We start from the raw sequence: 22688 nt of genomic DNA, 5'->3' as shown, positions 1-22688 counted from the left end.
GTCGGCAGATACGGCGTCAGGGGTCGGGCGTCAGACGTCAGATGAGCAGGCCTGCATCGTCGGCGGCGGGAGCGGCGGGAGCGGCGGCCGGCTGCGCGGCAAGCACCTGACCGACCAGCTTGTGCTCGACGAAGTAGGCGAAGGAGGCGTAACCGCGCCAGATGCGGCGCCACTCCCGCTGGACGGCTTCCTCACCGGAATTGCGCCGGACGCCGTCGAGGTAGGAGACGATGATGTCGGCCGACTGCCGGGCGTGCCCGGCGGAGAAGTTGTCGATCGACAGGTGGGCCTGCTCGTAGCCCGCGTCCAGGTTGTGGCGGCGCAGCTTCTGTATCTCGTGGAGCCGCATCGCGCCGAGCCCGAACATCTCGATGCCCAGGTTGTAGCCGAGGATCTCGTTGTAGAGGGTGTCGGGGAAGAGCGCCAGGCACACCTGGTGGATGGAGAACCCGTAGAGCCCGTCCGGCAGATCGCCCTGCTCCAGGAACTCGTCCTGGCGGATGTGCGGCAGGTGGATGTCCATGCTGGCCAGTACCTGGTGGATGAGCGTGATGTGGTTCTTGTCCAGATCGCCGCGGCCCATCTCGTCGGCGTAGATGGAGAACAGCATGTGGTCGCTCTGCCGGTGGTTGCGGCCGAGGTTGCCGATGCGCTGGGCCCAGGTGCCGTCGATCAGGCTGCCGAGGGCGAAGGTGCTCTGCTCGAAGATCACGGTGTCGCGGTCGGGGATCTCCGTGAGGGGCTGGTAGGGGTCGACCAGCTTGTCCCAGTAGATCGCGTCGACGCGCGCCATCAGCGCCTCGGGCGTGTAGTCGAAGTACTCCGCGTCGGTGAGGGTGCCGCCCGATCCGTGGGCGAACAGCAGCTCCGCGTCCGTGAGGTTGGCCTCGGCCCGGTCCCGGGCGGCCCCCAGGATGTGGGGGAACTGCTCGATGTTGACCACGCGGTGGAACAACTGCCGGTCGTCCAGGCCGGACGGGGCATCGGCGAGAACCGTATCGGCCGGGTCGCTGCCGCGCAGCGCCTGGGCCCAGGCCAGGGCCTGACCGTCGCCGGCGGTGTTCGGCCGGAAGTCGAGGTCCGCCGGTTCACCCGCCGCGATGGCCTGCGCCCACTGGGTGAACACGGCCGCCTCGTGCTCGTCGAAGATGCCGAACATCGGCCCGCCGAACTTGATGGACCGCAGGAAGCGGCACACGCCCTCGCGGGCGGGCTTCATCTGCCGGGCCTCGCGGAACTGGCCGACGAAGGCCGCCAGATCCATGTTCTCGTCGTCGAGCCAGTCCGACAGGCGCCGGTCGCCGAGGCGCACGCTGCGATGCTGGCGGCCCGCGTACGGCGCGTGCCGGGCCACGATCCGCCCGACCTTGGCATCCAGGGACAGCCCGTCGTGCCAGTCGGCCAGCTCGCCGAGGAGCGCCGTGTGCTCCCGCTCGAGGCGCAGCACCAGCTCGATCGCGGCGGTCATCCGCTGCCGGTCCCGCGCGCCGGTCGGCGAGCTCTCGGTCAGCCCGAGGTACTCGGCGAGGACCGCACGGGCCTCCGCCTCGGCCAGGAAGGGAGTGTCCGTGCCCAGCAGGAGATCGTCGATGCCCAGGGCGTTCACGGCGTAGTGCACGCCCACCACTTCGGGCAGGAACGATGCGGGCAGCCGGGAGAGCGCGAGGTGGAAGGAGGCGTGCAGCGCGGTCAGCGGGCGCGCCTCGGCCTCCTTCAGGAAGTCCACGGTCTCGATCTCGGGCAGGTGCACCCCGAGCTCGATGAGCGCCCGCCACCGCCGGGCCAGCAGCCCGCGCTCGGGGGTGCCCTCGCCCTGCAGGAAGAAGTACTGGCCGAAGAGCCGGTTGACGATGACCGACGGCTGGGTGGCGGTCTGCGAGACGTTGTCCAGCCAGCAGCCGGCGAGCAGCATCAGGGGCGCGCGCTGGCGCAGGACGAGGCGGTACGTCTCCGAGCCGCGCTCCCGCAGGCCTGCGAGGGCCGGTTCGAGGGCGGTGCGGGCCTGCCGGACACGGGCGGCGATGGCGTCCGCGTCCGTAGCGGCGTCCGTAGCGGCGTCCGTACCGGCCTCGGCATCGGCCGTGGGAAGGAAGGCGTGCAGCGCCCGACGGGCGACGAGCAGGGTCGTCTCGCTCTCCTGGTCGTCGAGGAGCTGCCGGAAGATGTCGGCGGGCGCGGCGTCGAGAACCGCGGTGGCTTCCTCGGCGGCCTTCGGACTGAACCGGAAGGCCGCGCGGGGCAGGGAAGTGGTCAGGTCCGGAAGGGGAAAACCGGTGTGCGCGTTCATCAGAACTCCGAGGTTTCAGTGCTCGTCGGCTGCTGGGCGGCGGAGAGCTTGCGCAGGAGTACGCCGACTCGTACGCCCGGCACGCTCGACGCCAGGAGGTAGTGACCGCCGTCGCGCAGCTGTCCCGCCTCGGCGCGGTCCACGAGATTGATCAGAGGATCGGCCGCGAAGCAGTGGCCGACGCGGGAGATGTTGTCCAGGAACAACTGCCCCGCGCTGAATCCGGCCTGGCGTTCCTTCAGCACGACGATCGGCTTGAGGAGGTTCGGGTGCAGTACGCCGTCCACGTCCTCGAGGGTCAGGTCGAGCGGCGCGAGGATGCGGTCGTTCACCACCCGGGCCAGGTCCGAGCTGATCTCGTTCGACCATTCGAGCGACGCCGGGTCCTGGGCACTGGCCCCGCCGAGGATCTCGTACGCGTCCTCGCCGTACGGCCGGGCGCTCACCAGACAGGCGGCCGAACCATCACTGAACAGGGCGAAGTTCTCCATCCGGATCGCCTCGTCCGAGATCCGGTCGGTAGTGACGACCAGCACCGTGTGGTGCTGCCCGGAGCCCACCAGCGCCTGCGCCATGCGCAGTCCGACCAGCAGATTGGTGCAGCGGTTCAGGGTGACGCCGGTGAAAGCGGTATCACTCAGCCCGAGGCCGGTCATGACGGCCTGGACGAAGCTCCCGTGCGTATGGGGACCGCCGGGAAACCGGGTCGAGCACAGGATGAGGGCGTCGACCTGGCCGGGCTCTGCCCCGGCCGCGGCGAGCGTCGCCCGGCCGCTCTCCACGGCCAGCGTCTCCAGGTCCTTGCCGGTGCGGTGAACCGTTCCCCAGCCCCACAGCGAGGCCTTGGCCGGCATGCGCAGCTCGGCGGCGCGCGCGGTCAGATTCGCTATGGACGTGTGGTCGGCCGGGTTCTCGCCGAGAACGTAGCGGGGGGCGGACAAGTAGACAGGGGTGGCGTTCACCGTGGGGAGTCACTTTCCTGACCGGCCGGCTGGGCCGGTGTCATCATCGCGTTGGCTTCGGGGTAGGGGAGGGCGTCCGCCCCGAACCCGAAGGTCCCGTGGGTACGGATCTCCCCGGCGGCGCGGACGACCGAACCGAGCGCCGCCCGGGCCAGCGCCGAGCCGACGCTGATCCGCCGTACGCCGAGTTCGCCGAGCTCCGCCACGGACAGCGGCAGGGCGGGCGAACCCATCAGGACGTTGACCGGGCGCCGGACGGCCGCACACACCGCGCGCACCGCCTCGGCATTGGGGAGGCCCGGCGCGTAGAGCACGTCGGCGCCCGCGGCCTCGTACGCCCGCAGTCGGCGGATGGTGTCCGCGAGGTCGGAGCGGCCCTGGAAGAAGTTCTCGGCGCGGGCCGTCACGGTGAAGGGGAAGTCGAGCTCCCGAGCGGCGGCGACGGCCGCCGCCACGCGCTCCACCGCCTCCTCCAGGGGACGTACGGGATGGTCGTCCCGGCCCGTGGAGTCCTCGATCGAAGCGCCGACCAGGCCCGCCGCGGCGGCGAGCCGGATGGTCTCGGCCACGTCCCGCGGTGTGTCGCCGAATCCGCTCTCCAGGTCGGCGGAGACCGGCAGATGCGTCGCGGCCACGATTTCCGCGGCGTTCGCGAGGATCTCCCGCCTGCTCACCTGGTTCGTGCCGTCCGGCAGACCGAGGCTGTAGGCCAGCCCCGCGCCGGTGGTGGCGAGAGCGGAGAAGCCGAGTCCGGTCAGCAGGCGGGCGGTTCCCGCGTCCCACGGGTTGGGGACGACGAACGGCTCGGTGCCCTCGTGGAGCCGGCGGAAGGCGAGGGCGCGGGCGTGCTGGTCGACGGGATCTACGGAAGGGGTAACGGGAAGGTTCACGGCAGGGGTTCCTCTGTGGCGCTGATGTCGTACGGGTTCGGCACGCTCAGATCAGTTCGACGTGCCCGTCGACAGGCTGCCCGACTCCGGGCGCTCCGGGCAGGAGCGACCGCAGGATGTCGGTGACGGTCCGGGAGCGGCCCTCGAAGTAGAAGTGGCCACCCTGGTTCCAGTGCCGGGCCGGAGGCCGGAGGCACTCCCGTTCCCAGGGCTCCAGTCCGGCCTCGCTGACGTGCGGGTCGTCCAGACCGTTGATCAAGGTCACCGGTACGGACAGGGGTGCGGCCGGCCGGTACGTGTATCCGGCGACCATGCGGAAGTCGGCGCGCAGGTGCGGCAGGAGCAGCTCCTGCAGGGTTTCGTCGGCCATGACCTCCGGCGGCAGTCCGCCGAAGAAGCCCACGGCCTCCGTGAACTCCCGGCCTTCCAGCCGGGCTGTCTCCACCACCCGCTGGGTGGGCAGCAGGGCCGGGCCGGAACAGCCGGAGGCGACCAGGTGGCGGAAGTCCGGCAGGTGATCGATGCGCCGTGCGACCTCGAAGGCCAGCACCGCGCCGAAGCTGTGTCCGAAGAGGATGAAGGGCCGGTCGGCGGTGGCGGCGATCTCGTGCGCCACGGCGTCGGCGAGTTCCGCGACATCGGTGGGGGCGGGCTCCCGGTAGCGGCGGCCGCGCCCCGGCGGGCAGAGACCGGCGATCTCGGCCACATCCGCCAGGTCCGGCTGCCAGCCGAGGAAGGAGCGCGGGTTACCGCCCGCGTGCGGGAAGCAGTAGACGCGTGCGGCGGGCCCGGACTCGGATTCCGATGTGTCGCACATAAACCAGGGGGAGGAACTCACAGGAACGACCGCGCTCACGGAGTCGGCTTGGGCGTGGGTGAGTTCCAGCCAACATCGGCCAGGATCTTCACGTCGCCCGATGCCCGGTGATCGGTGCCGGTGTTCGCGGAGGACAGTGCGAACGCGCCACCGGCCAGCGTGGCCGCAATGGCCAGCGTGGCGATACGGGCCGTTAGGGCCGGCCGGATTGACGTGCGGGGGCGGGAAAGGTGTGACCACATTTGGTTGGTCCTCTCAAAAGAGCGGGACGCGTGCCCCGAACCGTTTAGTGGAGTGGAGGTGACCGTTGTGCTCGGCCTTGATGACCTTCGCGCCCGGGTCGCCATAGACTCAAGCTTCGAGATGACTCAGACTTTCGCAGTGCCAAAACCCGATGGATCCTAAAAGTCGCACACCGGTAAATATCGGACATTCGGTCGGCATTGTCGGGACTCTTCGGGCTTCGGGAAGCGGGCAAGACGGACGAGTTGGAGAACCTGAATGGAATATGAAATTCCGGATAAGCCGACAGGTGTGCAGCAGCTCATGGCCGAGCACTTGCAAGCACTCTCCCGGCTTGTCGCGGGAGGCCTGGCCGACCCGGCCGCGGCAGCGGCCGCAACGTCGGCGGCGCAGGCCCCCGCCGACGTCCACATCCGCTACCACTGCGGGCTCGAAGCCATTGCCGCCGCCATCGACGAGGCGCTCGCCGGTGCGCGCGAGGAGATCCTGACTGCTCAGCCCGACGGGCCGCGCCCCGGGCCGGTCCTGGACGAGGCCCTCGAATCCGTACGCCGTCAGATAGCGGGGGGCGTGGCAATGCGTACCCTTTATCAGCACACCACGCGATTCGATGAGGCGACCAAGAGTTACGTACGGACCGTTTCCGACTACGGAGTTCAGGTCCGCACCCTGGCCGAATTCTATGATCGGATCATCATCGTCGACGGGAGCGTGGCTTTCATTTCCGCGAATGAAAGCCGCACCAACGCCCTAGCCATCAGGGAACCCGCGATCGTGCGCTTCCTCAAAGATATATTCGAGCGCTCCTGGGATCGCGCGCAGCCCTTCCCCTTCGTTTCGACACATGCCACGCTGGCGGCCGAACAGGTCATCCCGTCACTCCGGAAATCGATCGGCAAGCTGCTCATAGCGGGCTACCCGGACAAGCAGATCGCACGTCGGCTCGGTATCAGCGAGAGATCGCTGCAAGGGCATATCGCGGCCATGAAGCAGGAGCTGGGTGCGCACACCCGAATTCAGTTCGGCTACGAACTGGGCAGAAATGAGACCACGCTGATCCTGTGAAGCGGCAGGCATGGAGGAGTACCCGACGACGCGAGAAGCGGGTACGAAAAACAGGGGCGGGGACACCATGTCCCCGCCCCTGTCCGTGTCCGATCCGGCTCTGCCGTGCTCGGCGCGTCAGCTCACCGCACTGTCTCCGCGGTGGCCGCCGACGCGGCGGTCTCCTCGGGTCCGCGCCTGCGGACGCCGGGCATCCGGGACACGGCCACGCCACTCAGGCAGATGACACCGCCGAGGAGCGTGACCCAGCCCGGCACCTCGTCCAGGGCGAGCCAGGAAATGAGGATCACCACTGCGGGCACCGCGTAGGTGGTCGCCCCCATCTTCCCGGCGGTGGTCCGCGACAGCGCGTACGCCCAGGTGGTGAAGGCCAGTGCCGTGGGGAAGAGCCCCAGGTAGACGACATTGAGCGTGGCCGACAGCGGCGCCCGCGACAGGTCCGACACCAACTGCCCGCTGAACGGCAGACATGCGACGGTGCCGATCAGGCAGCCGTACGTCGTCACCTGCATCGGGGTGGCATGCTTCAGCGCGGGCTTCTGCATCACCACTCCGGACCCGTACGCCACGGCCGCCACCAGGCAGAGCACCAAGCCGAGGACCGAGGACGATCCGCCGCCGGAGGTCGAGAAGCCGACGACGACCGCGCCGACGAACGACACGGCCATGCCGGCCAGCAGCAGGGGCGGGAATCCCTCCTTCAGGAACCACCCGCCGAGCAGCGCGATCACCATCGGCCCCACGTTGACGACCATGGACGCCGTTCCCGCGTCCACCAGCTGCTCGCCCCAGTTCAGCACGACCATGTAAACGCCGAACCAGAGCACCCCCGATCCCACGATCCCGGGCCACGCCTGTCGCGGCGGCACTCCACCGCGCTTCACCGCCAGCAGGCAGACCAGCGCCACAGAGCCCGTCAGCAGTCGCCCCAGCGCCAGTGCTCCGGGTTCGAAATGGTCGGCAGAGGCACGAATGGACACAAAGGCGGAGGCCCAGAGCACCACGGTGGCCGAAGCGGCCATCAGCGCCCGTCGATCCATGCCGGAGGATGCAGATGATGAGTTCATGTGCGCAACCTAGTCCCGATGTTTCACCACGGCAGGGCCCCGGGAGAAGGGGATGGCTGGTTGTGGGGCGGAAACGCGAAAGTGTGCTCCCACCAGGCCACTTCGGCCGCGGGGGACCGGGCATGATCCGGGCCGGGTCGCCGCCGACCTCGCGGTGACGCTCGCGGGCGGCGGTGAGGCGGTAGCGGATCCGGCCGCGCTACGGGGGACGGGGCAGGGGTATTCGGCCCGGTCGCCTCCACGCCCACGGCTTGACGGTTGCTCGCCGACACCGACGAGGCTGCACTCGCCTCACTGCGAGCGGCCCGCGCGTCAGTCCGGGAAACCGCGTGGATGCGGAAGGAGCATGCTGCACCCACCGGGAAGGGAGGCTTCGGCTTTCACTCGCTGTTGGTCTCCTCGCGAACACCGGCGAGGCCATCTCAGGGCGGTGCGGCCCGGGAACTCCGGAGCCAACACTGCCGCCGATCACCTTGTGGTGCTCGACCAGGAGCTCGCGCAGATCGCCCGACGCCCACCGGTACGGCATCGACATCCTCATCCGCGCCGACAGTGCCGGATCCGCGAAAGTCTTCCTCGGTCACGTCCGCGACCTGCGGAAACGAGGAATTCGTACCTTCTTCTCTGTCAGATGCGCAATCACCGAGCCGGCACCCGCGTCATCGTGCGCCGCGAGCGGCCGCACCCCGGAGCCCAGCTGTCCCTGTTCGACCTGGACGAGGGCCTGCGTCACTAGGTGCTCCTCACCGACACCCCTTACTCCAGTGGTGGTCCCGCCCAGTTCCTGGAGGTCCGCCACCGCGGACTTACCGCTCTCGGGGACCACATCCGGTGCGGCAGGACCACCGGCTTCGGCCGCTTCCCCTCCCGCCGCTTCGACGTCAACACCGTTTGGCTCGAACTCGGCCTTGCGGCGATCGACCTGCTGGCCTGGGCCCGCGTGACCGCCGAGTCGAGGAAGCTCCGCTACCGACTGCCGCACGTCGCCGCATGCCTCACCTGCGGCGGCCGACGCCTGCGTTTGCGGATATCGGCGACCTGGCCCTGGAGAAACGAACTGACCACGTCCTTCCAACGCCTCGCCGCGTTACCCCGCCCCGTCAGCTGATCGCTCATGTGCTCGCGGTGGCCCAGGTGACGGGCGAGGGCCCGCCAGTTCTTGAGGTGTGCGATGCCGTGCTCGACGCGGATACGGCGTGAGGAATGCGCCTTGCGCTGGCGTTCGTAGATCTCTTCGTACCAGTCCGGCGGGTTCTTCTTGAACTTGCGGTGAGGTGGTGTCACGACGCGGCCGCCAGTTTGGGCGCCCAGGCCCTGGTAGCCGGCGTCGGCGAGGATCTCCACGGCCGGGCCGTCAGCCAGGTGCTTGACCAGGCCCAACTGCCGGGCGTGGGTGATGTCGGCGCAGCTTGCCGGCTGGGCTGGACCGCAGAACAGGACCCTGCCGCGGGTGTGCCGGACGGCATGGTGCAGCCGCGCGTTGCGAGCAGGGGCTACAACTCGCCGATTGCCCGGGTGATCGTGGAGCGGTCGACGCCGAACCGGCAGGCCAGCACGTCGTGAGTGACACCGTGGCGACAGTGGACGAGCGTGGTCAGGAGCCGGTCGATGAAGACCAGCCGGTACTTTGCGCCGGCGCCACGGCCCGCTTTCACGGCCTGGCCTCCAACTTCGCCTGGTGTCGTCTGTGCCATAACGGGCCTACCTCGGCGATGAGTTCGGCGATCACATCGGCCGAAAGCCCTGTGATCATCCGGTCGCTGATGATCGCTGCACGAGACCCGTTTCCCACCACACGAACATGATCAGGGATCGCGATTCAGCATCGCACCGCCAACCGTGCACGAGCTCGTTAAAGCCAGTCGCGCTTCTTGAAGATGACGTGCAGGCTGACGCAGACCACTGCCATCAAGAGGATTGCGAAGGGGTACCCGCCTGCCCACTTCAGTTCCGACATGTCTTCGAAGTTCATGCCGTAGATCGTGCCGACCAGGGTGGGGGCGAAGAGGATGGCGGCCCACGAGGAGATCACCCGCATCTATTCCCCCCAGGGACTCCCCACGGCCGCTTCTGGGTCGATCTGTGAGTGATGCGAAAGCGAAGTGCGAAGGATGACTGAGCGTGATGCGGGGGGCTTAGAGCCAGTCGCGCCGCTTGAAAATCACGTACAAACTGACGCAAACCATCCCCATGAGGTCGATCGCAAGGGGGTATCCGAATCTCCAACCCAACTCAGGCATGGACTCAAAGTTCACGCCGTAGATAGTTCCGACGAGTGTGGGAGCAAACAAAATGGCAGCCCATGAGGAAACCTTCTTGAAGTCGTCACCCTCACACCGCTGACCTGCGGAAATTCCCTATGTAGGTGGTCTGACCTGCAGCGATCAGCCTTTCCGAGTCTTTCATCCTGCACCCCGTATATGCAGCGGATTCCCCCCAGCCGCCCCCCAGCGAGGCCTCATTCCCCCCAGATTCCCCCCAGCGGAGGCAGCTTGTGGCGGTGGATTGCTGCTGGCCGGGACCGTGATCCCGGCGGTAGGAACGACGAGAGTGCCGGCGACCAGGACGGCCCAACAGCCGTCTGCACACCTGTTGACCCCAGCAGCGACCCGGTAGGGCCCGTGCCGCTGACCGCCGACACACGCCGTCATGGCCGGGCTCGGGCGAGCGCGTTCGCCGTGCAGTAATGATCAACGGGCCTTACTGCCAAGCTCACTCTGGCGGGCCGGGTCCAGCCCGGGTGCGTGCTGCCCGCGACAAGGGAGTGGTGCGGCGGGCGACAAGGGGCGCCTGACGGTTGAGGGGTGAGGGGAGGGAGGAGTCAGGTGACCTTGCGGATCAGACACTCGTCCATGCATCGAGGAAGGCCTCCCGCCTGGCCGGATCGGCTGATTTGTGGTCCGCGTGCAGGACGCGCCAGGCGGTGAGTTCGAGGTCGCGGAGCCACAGCTCGCCGATGACCTGCGTTTTGAGGTCGGGGAGGTGGTCGGACTCGGCTAGTGCCTGGCCGATGACCTCTCCGGCCGCGATGCGCTGGGGCGGGGTCATCTCGTCGAAGGCCGAGAGGATCTGGCCGGCCAGGCCGGTGCCTTCTCCCGCCAGCGAACTCAGCACGCACGCTTTGATGTTGGCGGGCAGCAGGTAGAGGGAGCCCGAGGACCTCCACAGTTCCGACCAGAAGTGCTCTCCGGACGCGGTGGGGGCGGGGAGCGCGGCCAGCAGGCCGAGGAGGTGTGCGGTGGCCACGTATCCGTCGGAGTGGGCCGATGCGACGACTGCGATGTCCGCGACGCGCTCCACGTCGATGTGGCCGGCTTCGAGACGTGGATCCAGCCCCAGCCGCTGTTCCAGCTGATGGGAGAGGGGGGGCGGACGCGTGGGAGCGGAACTCGGGAAGCATCGGCGGTCCTTGGACGTAGGAGAGCGGAGAGGCCCGTTCGGAAGTCCAGATCGTTCCCCTGGCCCGCCGAATTACACGAGTTCCACGGACCCGGTTGACGGAAGACTGCCAGCACCGACACGACGAGTCGGATGACCCGGCCACGCCGGTGGCCTGCGGCACACCTCACGTGATGCTGCTCCGGGTCAGCTCCTAGCATGAACTCATGGTTGCCAGTGATGCCCAGCAGTCCGAGTCAGGACGGGAAGCGGTGTCCCGGGACGACGCCGAAGCCGGCGGTGTTCTCTCCGCACCGACGGGTGGGGGAAGCGAGGGCTCCCGGCCCGCAGCCGGCCTGGTCGAGCGAGCGGCCGATCTGGTGGAGCCGATCAAGCCGAAGCTACGGGGCTGGCTCCACGCCGGCATGGTCCCCGCGTCCCTGGCCGCAGGCATCCTCCTCATCTGTCTGGCAGGAACACCGCAGGCCACTGCGGCGTGCACCGTGTACGCCGTCACCGCCTGGCTGCTGTTCGGGACGAGCGCCGTCTACCACCTGGGCACCTGGGGACCACTCGGAGAGGCCGTCCTGCGCCGCCTCGACCACGCCAACATCTTCCTGATCATCGCCGGCACCTGCACCCCGCTGGCCGTGCTCCTCCTCGGCCCTGATCAGCGGTCCGTCCTCCTGTGGGTCGTGTGGTCGGGCGCTCTGGCCGGCATCGCCTTCCGCGTCCTGTGGATCGGGGCGCCCCGCTGGCTGTACACGCCCTGCTACCTGGCCCTGGGCTGGGCACCGGTGCGCTACCTGCCCGATTTCCTGCACAGCGGCGGCGCGGCCGTCCTCACCCTGATCGTGACGGGCGGGCTGCTCTACAGCGCCGGCGCGGTCGTATACGGCCTCCGGCGCCCCGACCCCTCACCCCGCTGGTTCGGCTACCACGAGGTGTTCCACGCCCTGACCGTGGCAGCCTTCACCGCGCACTGCATCGCCGTCTTCCTCGCCGCCTACTGAGCAGGAGACCGACCGGTTTCGGATCCGGGCGCGAGCGGGCGGCGGAGGGAGACGTAGTAGTTGCCGACCGCGGACAGGTAGTCGTGTTCGGCTGTTTCGCTGTCGGTGATGAACCGTGGCGCGGCCTTGATCTCTTCCTGCGTGGCCGAGACCCTTACCGCCTGCACTTCGGCATCGATGCGCGTGACGGCCCCGGCCGGGATCAGGACGCTCTTGCCGAACACCCACACGCCGGTGTCGACCACCAGGTGTTGCATGCAGGACTGGTCCTGCTGGCGGTCCACGTGCCCGATGGCACCGTCAGCGGCTTCCACGGTGAATCCCACCAATGACTGCGCGGGCGTGTATCCGCTGTCCTGCGCGTACATCCACATCCTGCTCACAGACCAGCTCCTCGTCCCAGGCGACCGGACGTGGCGGCTCGGTGCACCACCGGTTCGCGTCTGCCCGACCGCATCCCGTACTTGCCGCGCAACCCAGTGAGCAGAGCACTCCGGGCGTGCGCGCTACGCTCGTGGCCGGACAGTGGCTCCCAGCGCAGGCAGCGATGGGGGCGACATTTCCCGAGTACGGGCCGCTGCCCGCTTGTCGGGTGAACCAGCTCGGCAGCACGGGCGGTAGCGGCGCTCGCGGCAGCGGAAGCCGCCTCCTCTGTGGAGTCGCTGGATGTCGTCGCCCGGATGCTCAGGGGCCGCCTGAACGCTGCTGCGGCCACGTTCCTGATCGTGGACTTCACCGGGTCGTCTGTGGTGCCTCTCGGGGCAGCCGACGACGTCGAGTCCAGTGAGCCCCCTGAGCGCGTCGCTCTGCCGGGCACCGTCTAGGCGGGCGTATTGCGCACGCAACGGCCTGCCGTCCAGCTGGAGGGAGACGGTCTGGTCAGGGTGCTGGCGCCCGTCACCAATCGCGGCGACGCCCACCGGCCTGGTCGAACTGTTCCTGCCGGACCGTCCGGACGACGACGGGATGAGGCAGATCGCTGCGACCGCGCACGCCCGGGCTTACATCGTCATCGCCAACCGGTCCTTCACCGACGTCTACCAATGGGGCCGCCGTACCCGTCCCCTGAACCTGGCGGCCGAGGTCCAGCACCGGCTCCTCCCCGCCTCACTGGCATGTGAGGCAGCCCAGTTCATGGTCGCCGGAGCACTGGAACCGGCGACGCACGTCGGCGGTGACACCTTCGACTACGTCGTCGACCGCGACACCATGCAGCTCTCCGTCACCGATGCCATGGGCCATGATGTGGAAGCCGCGCTTCTCGCCACCCTGGCCGTGGGCGCCCTGCGCAGGGCGCGACGTGCCGGGGCCGATCTCGAAGAACAGGCTGTCACCTCAGGCCGAGGGCGATGGAGCGGAGGATTCGCCGGCCACGCGGCGGTATTCGGCGTTGATGCGTTGGGCTTCTTCGAGTTGGTCTTCGAGAATGATGATGCGGCAGGCGGCGTCGATCGGGGTGCCTTGGTCGACGAGTTCGCGAGCGCGGGCGGCGATGCGCAGCTGGTAGCGGGAGTAGCGCCGGTGACCGCCGTCCGAGCGGAGCGGGGTGATGAGGCGGGCCTCGCCCAGTGCGCGGAGGAAACCTTGGGTGGTTCCGAGCATCGCTGCGGCCCGGCCCATGGTGTAGGCGGGGTAGTCGTCGTCGTCGAGACGGCCGAACGAGTCATCTGCTGTCATTGAACCTCTTTCTGGAACGCGTGGAGGGGCCCTGGTGCCTATGGCACCAGGGCCCCGAAGGAACTACTACACCATCTGCCGGCCCTTGTACTGCGCCGGCCTCCTGTGTCCGCGGACCCGACTCATGCGTGATCGGGGTGCGGGGATCGCGGTTGCTTGACCGGAGACCACCTCACTAACGATGTCCTGCGGTACCCGGGCTTCAACCTGCCGGCCCGGGCGATCCTGATGGCGCTAAGCTCCTCCGTTCCTTCCCTCAGTGATCAACTACTTACCAAACGGGGGACTACGTACTGCTGGTGATGCTTACTGCTCATACTGCGTACTGCTAACCGCTTGTGCTGCTCATGGCCTGGTCTAGCGCCACGTTTCGGCAGCCAGCCCCGTCGCCCGTCCTGCGTCTGCTCTGGCTTGGAACCCCACTGCCGAACTTCCCGGTGCGCGCGCCCACATTCGACGCCTTCACCGAGGTGCTGCTCACTGACTCAACTGCTGGGTACTGCACCTACGAGAACTGCACTACAAGTACTGCCACTGCGTTAACTGCGGTACTGCTTGTGGTGGCCCCTGATCACTGCGGGCCGCCCGGTCCGGTCGTCAGTCCCGTCGCCGTCCTGCACCAGCCCTGGCTTCGGAACTCCACCACCGCACCGACCTGCGCACTGCAACTACGGGTACTACTGGTGATGCGTACTGCTTGTACTGCTCGTGGCCTGGTCTAGCGCCACGTTTCGGCAGCCAGCCCCGTCGCCCGTCCTGCGTCTGCTCTGGCTTGGAACCCCACTGCCGAACTTCCCGGTGCGCGCGCCCGCAGCCGACGCCTTCACCGAGGTGCTGCTCACTGACTTCACTGCTGGGTACTGCTCGTGGTGGCCCCTGATCACTGCGGGCCGCCCGGTCCGGTCGTCAGTCCCGTTGCCGTCCTGCACCAGCCCTGGCTTCGGAACTCCACCACCGCACCGTCCTGCGTACTGCACCTACGGGTACTGCCTGTACTGCTGCCCGGCAGTTCGTCTCTGCCCGGCCCTGCGGTCTCTCTGGGTTACGAGAGAAACCATAACCACGCCACCGCCCAATGTCTACTCCAGTGAGGATAGATTTTTGAGTGCGTGTCACTGAGGTAATTGGGTCCCGTCAGGTTGAACAGTCGTGGGTCAGGGAACAACGACCGGGCAGGCAAGGCCGGACACCGACAGCAGACCCGGAGCGCGCGATGACCACGATGAGCGCCGAGTGCACAGCCCTTGCTTCGCCCTCCGCCGTCTCCGAGGCGCGCCAGGCCACCCGGACATTCCTCGGAGCCCTCGGGCCGTGGGGCGTGGATCGGGATTGCGCCGACACCGTGATCCTGGTCGTCTCCGAACTCGTCACCAACGCTCTGCGTCACGGCGGCGGCTCCTACACGCTCCGGTTGGCGGTGCACCCCGACACCATCGAGGTCGCCGTCGAGGACTCCAGTCCTCTCCCGCCGCGCATGCGTACTCCCGACCTCGTGGACGACACCGGGGGGTTCGGCTGGCCCATGGTCAAAGACCTCGCCCACGCCACCATCGTCGCGCCCACGCCCGAAGGCGGGAAGACCGTACGCGCCCTCCTGCCCCGTCGGACCTGCGGATAGACGCGAGCCTGCGGGCGGGTAGCCGATCCAGGGCGGCCTGTACGCGGTTGCGGGGCGTGTCAGCGATTTTGTGTAAGTCGTCTGGTGTCATTGGATGCTGAGCCGGTCCTCGAAGAAGAGTGAGAACTGGTTCAGTGCCTCTTTCCAGTGTGCGGCGACGTGGTTCGCGTCGCGCGCTTTCGGGTTGATCTGCTCGCGGACGGCGAGGTAGAGGACTTTCAACGCGGCCTGTTCCGAGGGGAAATGGCCACGATTTCGGGTGGCCTTGCGGAGCCGGGCGTTCATGGATTCGACCGTGTTCGTTGAGTAGACCACGGTCCTTATGGCCGGCGGGAACGCCAGGTAGGGCGTGAACTCCGGCCAGGCTGAACGCCAGGTCCGGACGATCGCCGGATAGCGTTCGCCCAGCTCAGAGTCCTCGAAGGCGTCGAGGGCCTGCTCTGCCGCGGCCTCGGTCGGGGCCGTGTAGATGGCCTTCAGGGCCGGGACCAGCTTCGGGTGGTCCCGCGACGAGGAGAGCCTGAGCGAGGCTCTCGTCAGGTGGATCACGCAGGTCTGGACGGTGGTTTGGGGCCAGGTCGCGGTGACCGCGTCCGGCAGGCCCTTCAACCCGTCACAGACCACGATGCAGACGTCCTCGATACCCCGGTTTCGCAGCTCGGACAGGACCGCCATCCAGGTGCTGGCGCCCTCGCCCTCGGAGCCGACCCACAAGCCCAGGACGTCTTTACGGCCGTCCATGTTGACGCCCACGGCCAGGTAGACCGGCTTCGAGGTCACCGAGCCAGAGCGGATTTTCACCCACAGCGCGTCGATGTAGATGATCGGCCAGACCGGGCGGTTTCCATCGGTGGTCGCGACTCCTGAAAGGAGCCGGTCCTATGCAGAGGCATCCGCCGAACCGTTTGCCGCTGTCTGTGCCGAAGAGGTACTTCGAACTGCGTAGAGGTGGCCTGAAAGGGGCTGCCGCTGCCCGCCAGGTGGGCGTATCCACCAGCGCTGGCTCGCTGTGGTTCATCAAGGCTGGACGCATGCTCCTGCCCGATGTGCCCATCGACGACCGCTACCTCACCCAAAACGACCGCATCGCGATCGCAGAAGGACTGCTCGCCGGCCGTACTCCCGGGCAGATCAGCCAGGAGATCGGCAAGCACCGCTCCACCGTCTACCGGGAGATCTCCCGAGGCCGCTGCCCCGGTGGTGCCTACTCCCCGTGGTGGTCGCACAACCAGGCCATCCTGCGCCGACGCCGCCCGAAAGAGGAGAAGTTCCAGACCAGCAACGAACTGCGTGCTTTCGTCAACGACAAGCTGGGGCAGCGCTGGTCACCGCAGCAGATCACCCGTCACCTCGCCCGCACCCATCCTGGCCAGACCGACATGAACGCCTGCCCGGAGACCATCTACCGCGCCCTCTACCGCGGACTCCTGGACAAGCGCACCGCCCGGCTGAGGACCCGGCGCTCCCGCCGCAAGAAGCAGCGCCGCGGCATACCGTCCAAGAACGCCATCCCGAACATGCGGCCGGTCCACACCCGCCCCCGCGAGGCAGAGGCCAGACAACGAGCAGGGCACTGGGAGGGCGACCTCATCGTCGGAAAGGCACAGGCCTCCGCGATCGGCACCCTGGTCGACCGTGCCACCCGCTACGTCCGGCTCATCCACCTGCCCCAAGGCTGGAAAGCTCCGCAGGTCCGCGACGCGCTCGTCGCCCAGACCGCCGCCTGGCCCGCCTCGCTGCGGCGCACGCTCACCTGGGACCAGGGCCGAGAGCTCTACCACCATGAGGAAATAGAGGACCTCACCGGATTCCGGATCTACTTCTGCGACCCCCACTCGCCCTGGCAGCGAGGCACCCACGAGAACACAAACGGACTGCTCCGCGAGTACTTCCCGAAAGGCACGAACCTCTACCACTACACCGCCCGCGACCTCGCGCAAGTCGAACGTGAGCTCAACGAGCGCCCCCGTCTGGTCCTCGGAGACCGAACACCGGCCGAGGCCATGAGACGCTGGTCAAGAGAACTCGCCTACTGCTGAGTCGCAACGATCAGTGGAACCCCCCCCTGCGTCCAGAGGCCGGTTCTGCCAGGTCACGAGCTCGTCAATCACGGCGTCGGTGACCTTGCTGATCAGGTCCGGGCTGACCTCGATCCCGTAGATCTGGGCGAGGTGGGAGCGGATGTCGCGCACGCTCATCCCGCGGGCGTAGAGCGAGAGGATCCGGTCGTTGAACCCAGCGAGGCGGCGGGCGTTCTTCGGGACCAGCCTCGGTTCGAAGTTGCCGTTTCGGTCACGCGGCACCGCCAGAGTGACCGCTCCGGCATCGGTCAGGACCGTCTTGGGCGAGGTTCCGTTGCGGGAGTTCCCAGACCCGTGACCTCCGGAATCTCCGCGTTCGTAGCCGAGGTGTTCACTCATCTCGGCTTCCAGGGCCCGCTCGAGGACGGCCTTGGTGTTCTCGGTCAGGAGCCCGCCCTCACCGAGAAGGGCCGCCCCGGAGGCGTCAGCTTTGTCGAGCAGCCGCTCGACCACCTCGTCGACCGTATTGTCGCTGGCCACGGACGCGGCCGCTTCGTTTTTTGTCTGCCATGACTCGTCCGATCCGCCTGGCCCACAGGCCCGAGGCCGAGCCCCGGGCCAGGCTTCCACATCACGGACTTACACGATCTTTCAGACACGCTCCGGTTGCGGGCGGCGATCAGGGTGCTGATGCCAGGGCGCCCGGAGTGCGGTCCACCCAAATGTTCTTCCCTGTGGGTATGCGGAAGGGCCCGAGCGGCGCGTGCCGGTCGGGCCCTCTTGCTGTGCGGGTGGTGGCGCGCTGGGCCCACCGGTCAGGCGGTGACGGGGGTGCCGAGCATCGCGGAGGCCCGCTGGAGGGGGCTGGGCGTCCGTGTGGCCACTGCGGTTCGGGGGAGGCCGGCGTGGCAGGTGAAGCCGAGCTGGGTCATGGCGCGGAGGACTTCGCCGGCGCTGAAGTCGCGGCGGTCCTGGCGGGTGAGGACCTGGCCGACCTGCTTGACGGGGTAGGTGCGTCGGCCGATGATCACGGACTCGCCGATGACCTGCTCGGGCTTGATGCCCTTCATGGACTCCAGGACGCCGCTCTTGGTCAGGTCGAACGGGAAGCGGGCGATGACACAGCGCATGATGCCTCACAGAGAGAAGAAGGGAACGGTCCGGCCACGGTGAGGTGGTTCAGCGGGCGAGGGCGAGGACGCCCAGAGCGCTGCCTTGTTCGTCTACGACGGCCAGGGCGGCAACGTTGCGGTAGCGCATCGCGTGCTCGGCCTCGGCCATCGCGGTCGTGGGCGAGGCGAACGGCTGGCCGTGGCCGAGGACATCGCGCAGACGGAGCCGGTCGGTGTACGCGGAGCTGTCGCGGATGGCGCTGAGCCGCGTCCGCGTGATCAGTCCGGTGCAGAGGCCGTCCTCGTCGCAGACGAGCAGATGATCCGTGCGGGAACCGGCCGTGACGGCCAGGGCCACCTCGACGGTCATGTCGTCGCAGACCTGCGGACCGGCCGCCTCCATGGCGTCGTCCACCGTCCTGCCGACGATGTCGACGTGCGGGGAGCGGGGCTGCATCTGGACCAGCGTCAAAATCTGCCTCCTGCAGAGATGGGTCAGTTTCCTGATCACGTGGTTCTCAGGCCGCCGCATCAAAGGCGGACTGCCGCGCGCTCGCACGCCGTGCGGCCGAAGCGGGACCGCGGCGGCCGCGGGAGGCCGTACTGCGCTTGGCGCGTTCGACGACCGGGGCGGTGATGGTGACCGGGATGCCGGAGGGTGCTTGCGCGCCGGTGATGCGGTTCAGGACCTCGTCGCCCGAGTGGACCTGAGTGGTTTCCGGGCTGATCCCGGCGGCCTGCATGAGGCGTGCCATCTCGCGGCGCTGGTTGGGGGTGACCAGGGTGACGACGCTGCCGGACTCGCCTGCGCGGGCGGTACGGCCGCCGCGGTGCAGGTAGTCCTTGGGGTCGGTCGGCGGGTCGACGTTGACGACGAGGTCGAGGTTGTCGACGTGGATGCCGCGCGCCGCCACGTTGGTGGCGACCAGGACGCTGACGTGCCCGCTCTTGAACTGGGTGAGGGTACGGGTCCGCTGCGGCTGGGACTTCCCGCCGTGCAGGGCCGCGGCGCGCACTCCGCTGCTGAGCAGGTGCTCGGTGAGGCGGTCCACGGCGTGCTTGGTGTCCAGGAACATGATCACGCGGCCTTCGCGGGCGGCGATCTCGGTCGTGGCGGCCTGCTTGTCGAAGCTCTGCACGTGCAGGACGTGGTGCTCCATCGTGGTGACCGCACCCTGCGAGGGGTCGACGGAGTGCACGACCGGGTCGGTCAGGTAGCGGCGCACCAGCAGGTCGACGTTGCGGTCCAGCGTCGCGGAGAACAGCATCCGCTGGCCCTCGGGGCGCACCTGGTCCAGGAGCGCGGTGACCTGGGGCATGAAGCCCATGTCGGCCATCTGGTCGGCCTCGTCCAGGACGGTGATCCCGACCTGGTTCAGCCGGCAGTCACCCCGGTCGATGAGGTCCTTGAGCCGGCCGGGCGTGGCGACGACCACTTCCGCTCCGGCGCGCAGCGCCTGCGCCTGCCGGTAGATGGGCATGCCGCCGACGACGGTGGCCAGGCGCAGCTTGACCGCCCGGGCGTAGGGGGTGAGGGCTGCGGTGACCTGCTGGGCGAGCTCACGCGTCGGTACGAGGACCAGCGCGAGCGGCTGACCCGACTCGGCGCTCTGCCCGGCGGTACGGGCCAGCAGGGCGAGGCCGAAGGCCAGGGTCTTGCCGGAGCCGGTGCGGCCGCGGCCCAGCACGTCACGGCCCGCGAGGGTGTTGGGCAGCGTGGCGGCCTGGATCGGGAACGGCGTGGCCATGCCCTCACGGGTGAGCGTGGCGAGCAGCTGGGCCGGCATGGCGAGGTCGGCAAAGGCCTCGACGGCGGGCAGCGCGGGGGTGATCGTCTTCGGCGGGGCGAACTCCCCCTGCAGTGCGGCGGGGCGACGGCCGAAGCCTCCGCCACCGGAGCGCTTGTGGCCGCTGGAGCGGCTGGGGGCCGGTGAGCCGAATCGGCTGACCCGACCCGAACCGGAGCCGGCGGCGAAAGCGGGGCCGCCGGTGCGGCTGCGGGTGCGGGAGGAGCGGTCGTTCGTACGTGTGGGGTTCATGCGGAACCTTCCTTGATGCGGCACGTATCAAGGAATTCCCGCAGCGTAGGAGCGGCGCAGGGAATTGCGAGAACGGGCCGAATTTGACGCGAAAGCGGATCTGGCAGACAGGAAATCTGTACGGGCTCAGGCGCTGGAATACGGTGGCGTCATGCGGACGCGACAACCAAAGCAATTGGCTCGGTGTGGCTCAGAGAGGGCCGGTCGGCCGAGTGTCTCCATGATCGATACCGCGGGTGAACGCACCGCGGGAAATGCGTGCAGCTGGGGCCCGCACCCCGAGGGATGCGGGCCCCAGCTGCAGAATGCGTGTCAGCGCTTAGGCGGGAACGATGTTCTCGGCCGTCGGGCCCTTCTGGCCCTGCGCGATGTCGAAGGTGACCTTCTGGCCCTCGTTCAGCTCGCGGAAGCCCTGGGCGGCGATGTTCGAGTAGTGGGCGAACACGTCAGCGCCGCCACCGTCCTGCTCGATGAAGCCGAAACCCTTTTCCGCGTTGAACCACTTCACGGTGCCAGCAGCCATGTCATATCTCCTTTGGGGCAATACATCAGCATCTGCACTGTGCGGACGCCGTGTCGCCGCGATGATGCCCCGCCCGGTAAACAACCGGGAAATACAAAGCGCTTCCAGCGGAACGAATTCCGGCTGGACGCGCTTGAAGTTCTTGGGTACCAAAACTGCAACCGAGATCGACAGTAGCACGCTGCAGCGGCCCGTGTGTGTTGAATATTTCCGTCAGTCGCGTTGCGGTAGAAACTCTCCCCACCGGATCCATTAAATCCTCAGACCGCGGCGACAGATATTGATTCGCCCTGACCGCAGTGTTTTTCGGTTGTTCGCTGCCGGCTGCCGGCTGCCGGCTGCAGGAGTGCGGCGGCGAAGTCGGCTGGTGGAGACGTGGTGGGGACAGGTTCCGACGTGGCGGACCGTTGGACGGTGGTCCTCGCGGTGACGAAGTCCTGTACGGCAACGAACGCGCCTCGGGAGGGGCTCGACCACCGGCGCCATTGGCGGTTCGGAGGCCCGACAGCGGCCGCCCCAGCAGGCCCTGCAAGAGCAATCGCGCGCATGCTTTGCCCGCCGGGGCGCAGCGGAGAATAGAATTGACTTCCATGTCGAAGCCTGACGAGCTGCTCGTGAACGTCGCCGCCCTGGTGGAGTCCGGGCAGAGCAACCAGATGTCCCTGACCATGGTCACCGGCGGTGCTGTCATCACCGGCCGGCTCGCCCCGGAAACCGTGTGGAGAGAATGGGTGTCGGAGGTGCTGACGGATTCCGCCCGCCTGGGCGAGTTCTCCGCCATCTTCACTGCCACGACACCCAAGGAGGGGCCACCCACGCATCTGCACTTCCATGTGGCGCGGATCCTGCAGGGAACCGTGGGCATCCCGGAGACGGGCGGGATGTACCGCATCTCGATCAAGGACGTCAGTGCCTGGACGGTGGGCGACTTCAGCTACTCCGACAGCTGACCCGCGACTACGGCGAGAATCCACCGTAGGACTGAGGGCCCGACCGGTGCATCCGGTCGGGCCCTCACCGCTGTGACGGAGCGCCGGATCAGGCTGCGTGCTGGGGCTGGCGCAGTTCCGCCTGGCCGAGGAGGAGGGCGTAGCCGCCGGGGAGCTGGTGGAGGATGCGGGCGAGGAGGTTGGGCCCCGCGAGGCGTGTGACGACGGCGAGCACGGCGCCGGTGTCCCAGCGTGCGGTGGCAGGGGTGGCCGCCGGTGCGGGTGGCCAGGTCCTTGACGAAGCCCCAGCCAGTGAGCTGTTCGGTGTCGGGGATCTGGGCGGTGAGGGCGAGGGCTGCCTCGAGGGGCAGGCGCTGTGCGAGATCGACGCGCTCGTCTCCGGTGACTTGCCGGCCGAGGGCGGCCAAGACGGTGCGGACGGCTTCCTCGGCGCGTTCGCGGGTGGGGTACGCACCCTCGTAGCGCACGCGCTCCAGCATCTGCTCGAACGTCATGGCGGGCAGGGCCGGGTTCGGTCGAGGCTGGTCGTACATGGTGCTGCGGTTGCCTTTCTCTTCGAGGATTCGTGTCTGCGGCCGACTTCGCTCAGGTGGGCTGGGGGTGGCCGAAGAGGAGGTCGTAGCCGGGCGGGAGCTGGAGCAGGACCTCGCGGGTGAGGACGTCGCCCGCGGCGGCGGCCGCGGTGGACAGCGCCGCGCCGATGTCCCACAGGGCCGTCTTCTCCGTGGCGCCCTCGATCCATGCCGCCGTCGCCCGCACGAAACGCTCAGGCGAGAGGGGCTCGGCTGCCTGGAGGGGGTTGAGGAGGACCAGGGCGTAGGTCTCGGGCAGCCGGGCCGCGAGCTCGGCCCGCACGGTGCCGACGAGGTGGGCGCCCAGCAGAGCCAGGACGACGCGGGCAACGCGGTCCGCCTCCTCCGTGGTTTCGTACTCGCCGCGTTCCTGGACATGGGCCAGGAACGACTCCCTGCGCATCGACATCACGACACCTCCGAGAAGGGGTGTAGAGCGAAAGGGGGGTGCGGA

20 protein-coding genes and 7 pseudogenes are annotated in these 22688 nt (G+C 68.2%); 7 read left to right on the top strand and 20 right to left on the bottom strand.

The features are described 5' to 3' along the window. Positions 1–37: 37 nt before the first annotated feature. From OG435_RS41400 to OG435_RS41385, 4 genes are read right to left on the bottom strand one after another with little or no spacing between them, the layout of a single operon-like run. Positions 38–2287 carry an iron-containing redox enzyme family protein gene (locus tag OG435_RS41400; protein ID WP_266885346.1) on the bottom strand — a complete coding sequence of 750 codons (2250 nt, stop codon included), beginning with the start codon at positions 2285–2287 and terminating at the stop codon, positions 38–40. Beyond that, a complete protein-coding gene (locus OG435_RS41395; protein ID WP_266885344.1) occupies positions 2287–3249 on the bottom strand; it encodes a 3-oxoacyl-ACP synthase in 963 nt (320 codons plus the stop codon). The genes OG435_RS41400 and OG435_RS41395 overlap by 1 nt, the downstream gene beginning before the upstream one ends. After that, the gene (locus OG435_RS41390; protein WP_266885340.1) at positions 3246–4139 is read right to left on the bottom strand and encodes an isocitrate lyase/PEP mutase family protein; all 894 of its coding nucleotides are present in this window, start codon (positions 4137–4139) and stop codon (positions 3246–3248) included. Before OG435_RS41390 ends, OG435_RS41395 begins: the two co-directional genes overlap by 4 nt. Before the next feature lie 46 nt (positions 4140–4185). Next, positions 4186–4956, bottom strand: coding sequence for a thioesterase II family protein (locus OG435_RS41385; protein ID WP_266885338.1), 771 nt, complete (start codon positions 4954–4956; stop codon positions 4186–4188). Between the two features lie 501 nt (positions 4957–5457). On the opposite strand from OG435_RS41385, the gene OG435_RS41380 reads away from it, so the two are divergent. Beyond that, a complete protein-coding gene (locus tag OG435_RS41380) occupies positions 5458–6264 on the top strand; it encodes a LuxR C-terminal-related transcriptional regulator (protein WP_266885336.1) in 807 nt (268 codons plus the stop codon). A gap of 122 nt (positions 6265–6386) precedes the next feature. Here OG435_RS41380 and OG435_RS41375 read toward each other — a convergent pair whose 3' ends face one another. Then, entirely contained in the window at positions 6387–7331 is a 945-nt protein-coding gene (locus tag OG435_RS41375; protein ID WP_266885333.1) for a DMT family transporter, read from the bottom strand. A gap of 736 nt (positions 7332–8067) precedes the next feature. Here OG435_RS41375 and OG435_RS50845 point away from each other — a divergent pair. Next, a pseudogene (locus tag OG435_RS50845) lies at positions 8068–8364 on the top strand (IS1380 family transposase); the annotation flags it as partial. Here the strand turns inward: OG435_RS50845 and OG435_RS50840 are convergent. From OG435_RS50840 to OG435_RS41345, 5 genes and pseudogenes are all read right to left on the bottom strand, one after another. Continuing rightward, positions 8298–8768 (bottom strand): transposase family protein, encoded by a 471-nt coding sequence (locus OG435_RS50840; RefSeq protein WP_430625853.1) that lies wholly within the window; start codon positions 8766–8768, stop codon positions 8298–8300. The pseudogene OG435_RS50845 and the gene OG435_RS50840 sit on opposite strands and share 67 nt — an antisense overlap. Positions 8769–8824: 56 nt before the next feature. Then, on the bottom strand, positions 8825–8986 hold the full coding sequence (locus OG435_RS41360) for a helix-turn-helix domain-containing protein (protein WP_266885331.1): 162 nt from the start codon (positions 8984–8986) through the stop codon (positions 8825–8827). A gap of 197 nt (positions 8987–9183) precedes the next feature. Beyond that, positions 9184–9369: pseudogene (locus tag OG435_RS41355) on the bottom strand (CorA family divalent cation transporter); the annotation flags it as partial. 97 nt (positions 9370–9466) lie between these two features. After that, positions 9467–9649 (bottom strand): annotated as a pseudogene (locus tag OG435_RS41350) (CorA family divalent cation transporter); the annotation flags it as partial. Between the two features lie 520 nt (positions 9650–10169). Next, positions 10170–10631: a hypothetical protein gene (locus tag OG435_RS41345; RefSeq protein WP_266885328.1), complete on the bottom strand. Its 462-nt coding sequence runs from the start codon at positions 10629–10631 to the stop codon at positions 10170–10172. A 305-nt stretch (positions 10632–10936) separates the two neighbouring features. Here OG435_RS41345 and trhA point away from each other — a divergent pair, with 305 nt between their 5' ends. Continuing rightward, positions 10937–11722 carry a PAQR family membrane homeostasis protein TrhA gene (gene trhA, locus OG435_RS41340; protein WP_266885326.1) on the top strand — a complete coding sequence of 262 codons (786 nt, stop codon included), beginning with the start codon at positions 10937–10939 and terminating at the stop codon, positions 11720–11722. On the opposite strand, the gene OG435_RS41335 is transcribed toward trhA, so the two are convergent. Further along, positions 11716–12090 (bottom strand): PRC-barrel domain containing protein, encoded by a 375-nt coding sequence (locus OG435_RS41335; protein WP_266885324.1) that lies wholly within the window; start codon positions 12088–12090, stop codon positions 11716–11718. The genes trhA and OG435_RS41335 overlap by 7 nt on opposite strands. A 598-nt stretch (positions 12091–12688) precedes the next feature. Between OG435_RS41335 and OG435_RS50230 the strand changes: the two are divergent. Further along, a pseudogene (locus OG435_RS50230) lies at positions 12689–12988 on the top strand (serine/threonine-protein phosphatase); the annotation flags it as partial. Positions 12989–13057: 69 nt separating this feature from the next. Here the strand turns inward: OG435_RS50230 and OG435_RS41330 are convergent. Further along, entirely contained in the window at positions 13058–13399 is a 342-nt protein-coding gene (locus OG435_RS41330) for a MerR family transcriptional regulator (protein ID WP_266886539.1), read from the bottom strand. 1213 nt (positions 13400–14612) lie between these two features. On the opposite strand from OG435_RS41330, the gene OG435_RS41325 reads away from it, so the two are divergent. Further along, complete coding sequence (locus tag OG435_RS41325; RefSeq protein WP_266885322.1) at positions 14613–15017, top strand: ATP-binding protein; 405 nt, start codon at positions 14613–14615, stop codon at positions 15015–15017. Positions 15018–15104: 87 nt separating this feature from the next. On the opposite strand, the pseudogene OG435_RS41320 reads toward OG435_RS41325, so the two are convergent. After that, a pseudogene (locus tag OG435_RS41320) lies at positions 15105–15860 on the bottom strand (IS256 family transposase); the annotation flags it as partial. Between the two features lie 38 nt (positions 15861–15898). Here OG435_RS41320 and OG435_RS41315 point away from each other — a divergent pair. Continuing rightward, positions 15899–17056 carry an IS30 family transposase gene (locus OG435_RS41315; protein ID WP_430625678.1) on the top strand — a complete coding sequence of 386 codons (1158 nt, stop codon included), beginning with the start codon at positions 15899–15901 and terminating at the stop codon, positions 17054–17056. Between the two features lie 30 nt (positions 17057–17086). Here OG435_RS41315 and OG435_RS41310 read toward each other — a convergent pair. The 5 genes and pseudogenes from OG435_RS41310 to OG435_RS41290 form a co-directional block, all read right to left on the bottom strand. Then, positions 17087–17578 (bottom strand): annotated as a pseudogene (locus OG435_RS41310) (transposase); the annotation flags it as partial. A 275-nt stretch (positions 17579–17853) separates the two neighbouring features. After that, complete coding sequence (locus tag OG435_RS41305) at positions 17854–18168, bottom strand: SCO5918 family protein (RefSeq protein ID WP_266885320.1); 315 nt, start codon at positions 18166–18168, stop codon at positions 17854–17856. Between the two features lie 49 nt (positions 18169–18217). Beyond that, a complete protein-coding gene (locus OG435_RS41300; RefSeq protein ID WP_266879727.1) occupies positions 18218–18622 on the bottom strand; it encodes a CBS domain-containing protein in 405 nt (134 codons plus the stop codon). 46 nt (positions 18623–18668) lie between these two features. Next, positions 18669–20189 (bottom strand): DEAD/DEAH box helicase, encoded by a 1521-nt coding sequence (locus OG435_RS41295; RefSeq protein WP_266879728.1) that lies wholly within the window; start codon positions 20187–20189, stop codon positions 18669–18671. Between the two features lie 319 nt (positions 20190–20508). Next, the gene (locus OG435_RS41290; protein ID WP_008734853.1) at positions 20509–20712 is read right to left on the bottom strand and encodes a cold-shock protein; all 204 of its coding nucleotides are present in this window, start codon (positions 20710–20712) and stop codon (positions 20509–20511) included. A gap of 590 nt (positions 20713–21302) precedes the next feature. On the opposite strand from OG435_RS41290, the gene OG435_RS41285 reads away from it, so the two are divergent. After that, the gene (locus tag OG435_RS41285) at positions 21303–21662 is read left to right on the top strand and encodes a hypothetical protein (RefSeq protein ID WP_266885318.1); all 360 of its coding nucleotides are present in this window, start codon (positions 21303–21305) and stop codon (positions 21660–21662) included. Positions 21663–21750: 88 nt separating this feature from the next. Here OG435_RS41285 and OG435_RS41280 read toward each other — a convergent pair. After that, positions 21751–22195: pseudogene (locus OG435_RS41280) on the bottom strand (DUF2267 domain-containing protein). A gap of 52 nt (positions 22196–22247) precedes the next feature. Continuing rightward, positions 22248–22643, bottom strand: coding sequence for a DUF2267 domain-containing protein (locus tag OG435_RS41275; protein ID WP_266885316.1), 396 nt, complete (start codon positions 22641–22643; stop codon positions 22248–22250). Between the last annotated feature and the right edge of the window lie 45 nt (positions 22644–22688).

This window comes from Streptomyces sp. NBC_01264 (genome assembly GCF_026340675.1).
Lineage (GTDB): Bacteria > Actinomycetota > Actinomycetes > Streptomycetales > Streptomycetaceae > Streptomyces.
Note: the sequence above shows the minus strand (reverse complement) of the source record. Positions and strands in the feature narration are given on the sequence as shown.

Bases quoted from the DNA above. Each gene is read 5' to 3' on its own strand.
- OG435_RS41295 (WP_266879728.1), bottom strand. From the start codon at position 20,189: ATGAACCCCACACGTACGAACGACCGCTCCTCCCGCACCCGCAGCCGC.
- trhA (WP_266885326.1), top strand. From the start codon at position 10,937: ATGGTTGCCAGTGATGCCCAGCAGTCCGAGTCAGGACGGGAAGCGGTG.
- OG435_RS41380 (WP_266885336.1), top strand. From the start codon at position 5,458: ATGGAATATGAAATTCCGGATAAGCCGACAGGTGTGCAGCAGCTCATG.
- OG435_RS41325 (WP_266885322.1), top strand. From the start codon at position 14,613: ATGACCACGATGAGCGCCGAGTGCACAGCCCTTGCTTCGCCCTCCGCC.
- OG435_RS41400 (WP_266885346.1), bottom strand. From the start codon at position 2,287: ATGAACGCGCACACCGGTTTTCCCCTTCCGGACCTGACCACTTCCCTG.
- OG435_RS41315 (WP_430625678.1), top strand. From the start codon at position 15,899: ATGCAGAGGCATCCGCCGAACCGTTTGCCGCTGTCTGTGCCGAAGAGG.
- OG435_RS41285 (WP_266885318.1), top strand. From the start codon at position 21,303: ATGTCGAAGCCTGACGAGCTGCTCGTGAACGTCGCCGCCCTGGTGGAG.
- OG435_RS41375 (WP_266885333.1), bottom strand. From the start codon at position 7,331: ATGAACTCATCATCTGCATCCTCCGGCATGGATCGACGGGCGCTGATG.
- OG435_RS41330 (WP_266886539.1), bottom strand. From the start codon at position 13,399: ATGACAGCAGATGACTCGTTCGGCCGTCTCGACGACGACGACTACCCC.
- OG435_RS41305 (WP_266885320.1), bottom strand. From the start codon at position 18,168: ATGCGCTGTGTCATCGCCCGCTTCCCGTTCGACCTGACCAAGAGCGGC.
- OG435_RS41275 (WP_266885316.1), bottom strand. From the start codon at position 22,643: ATGTCGATGCGCAGGGAGTCGTTCCTGGCCCATGTCCAGGAACGCGGC.
- OG435_RS41385 (WP_266885338.1), bottom strand. From the start codon at position 4,956: ATGTGCGACACATCGGAATCCGAGTCCGGGCCCGCCGCACGCGTCTAC.
- OG435_RS41335 (WP_266885324.1), bottom strand. From the start codon at position 12,090: ATGTACGCGCAGGACAGCGGATACACGCCCGCGCAGTCATTGGTGGGA.
- OG435_RS41290 (WP_008734853.1), bottom strand. From the start codon at position 20,712: ATGGCTGCTGGCACCGTGAAGTGGTTCAACGCGGAAAAGGGTTTCGGC.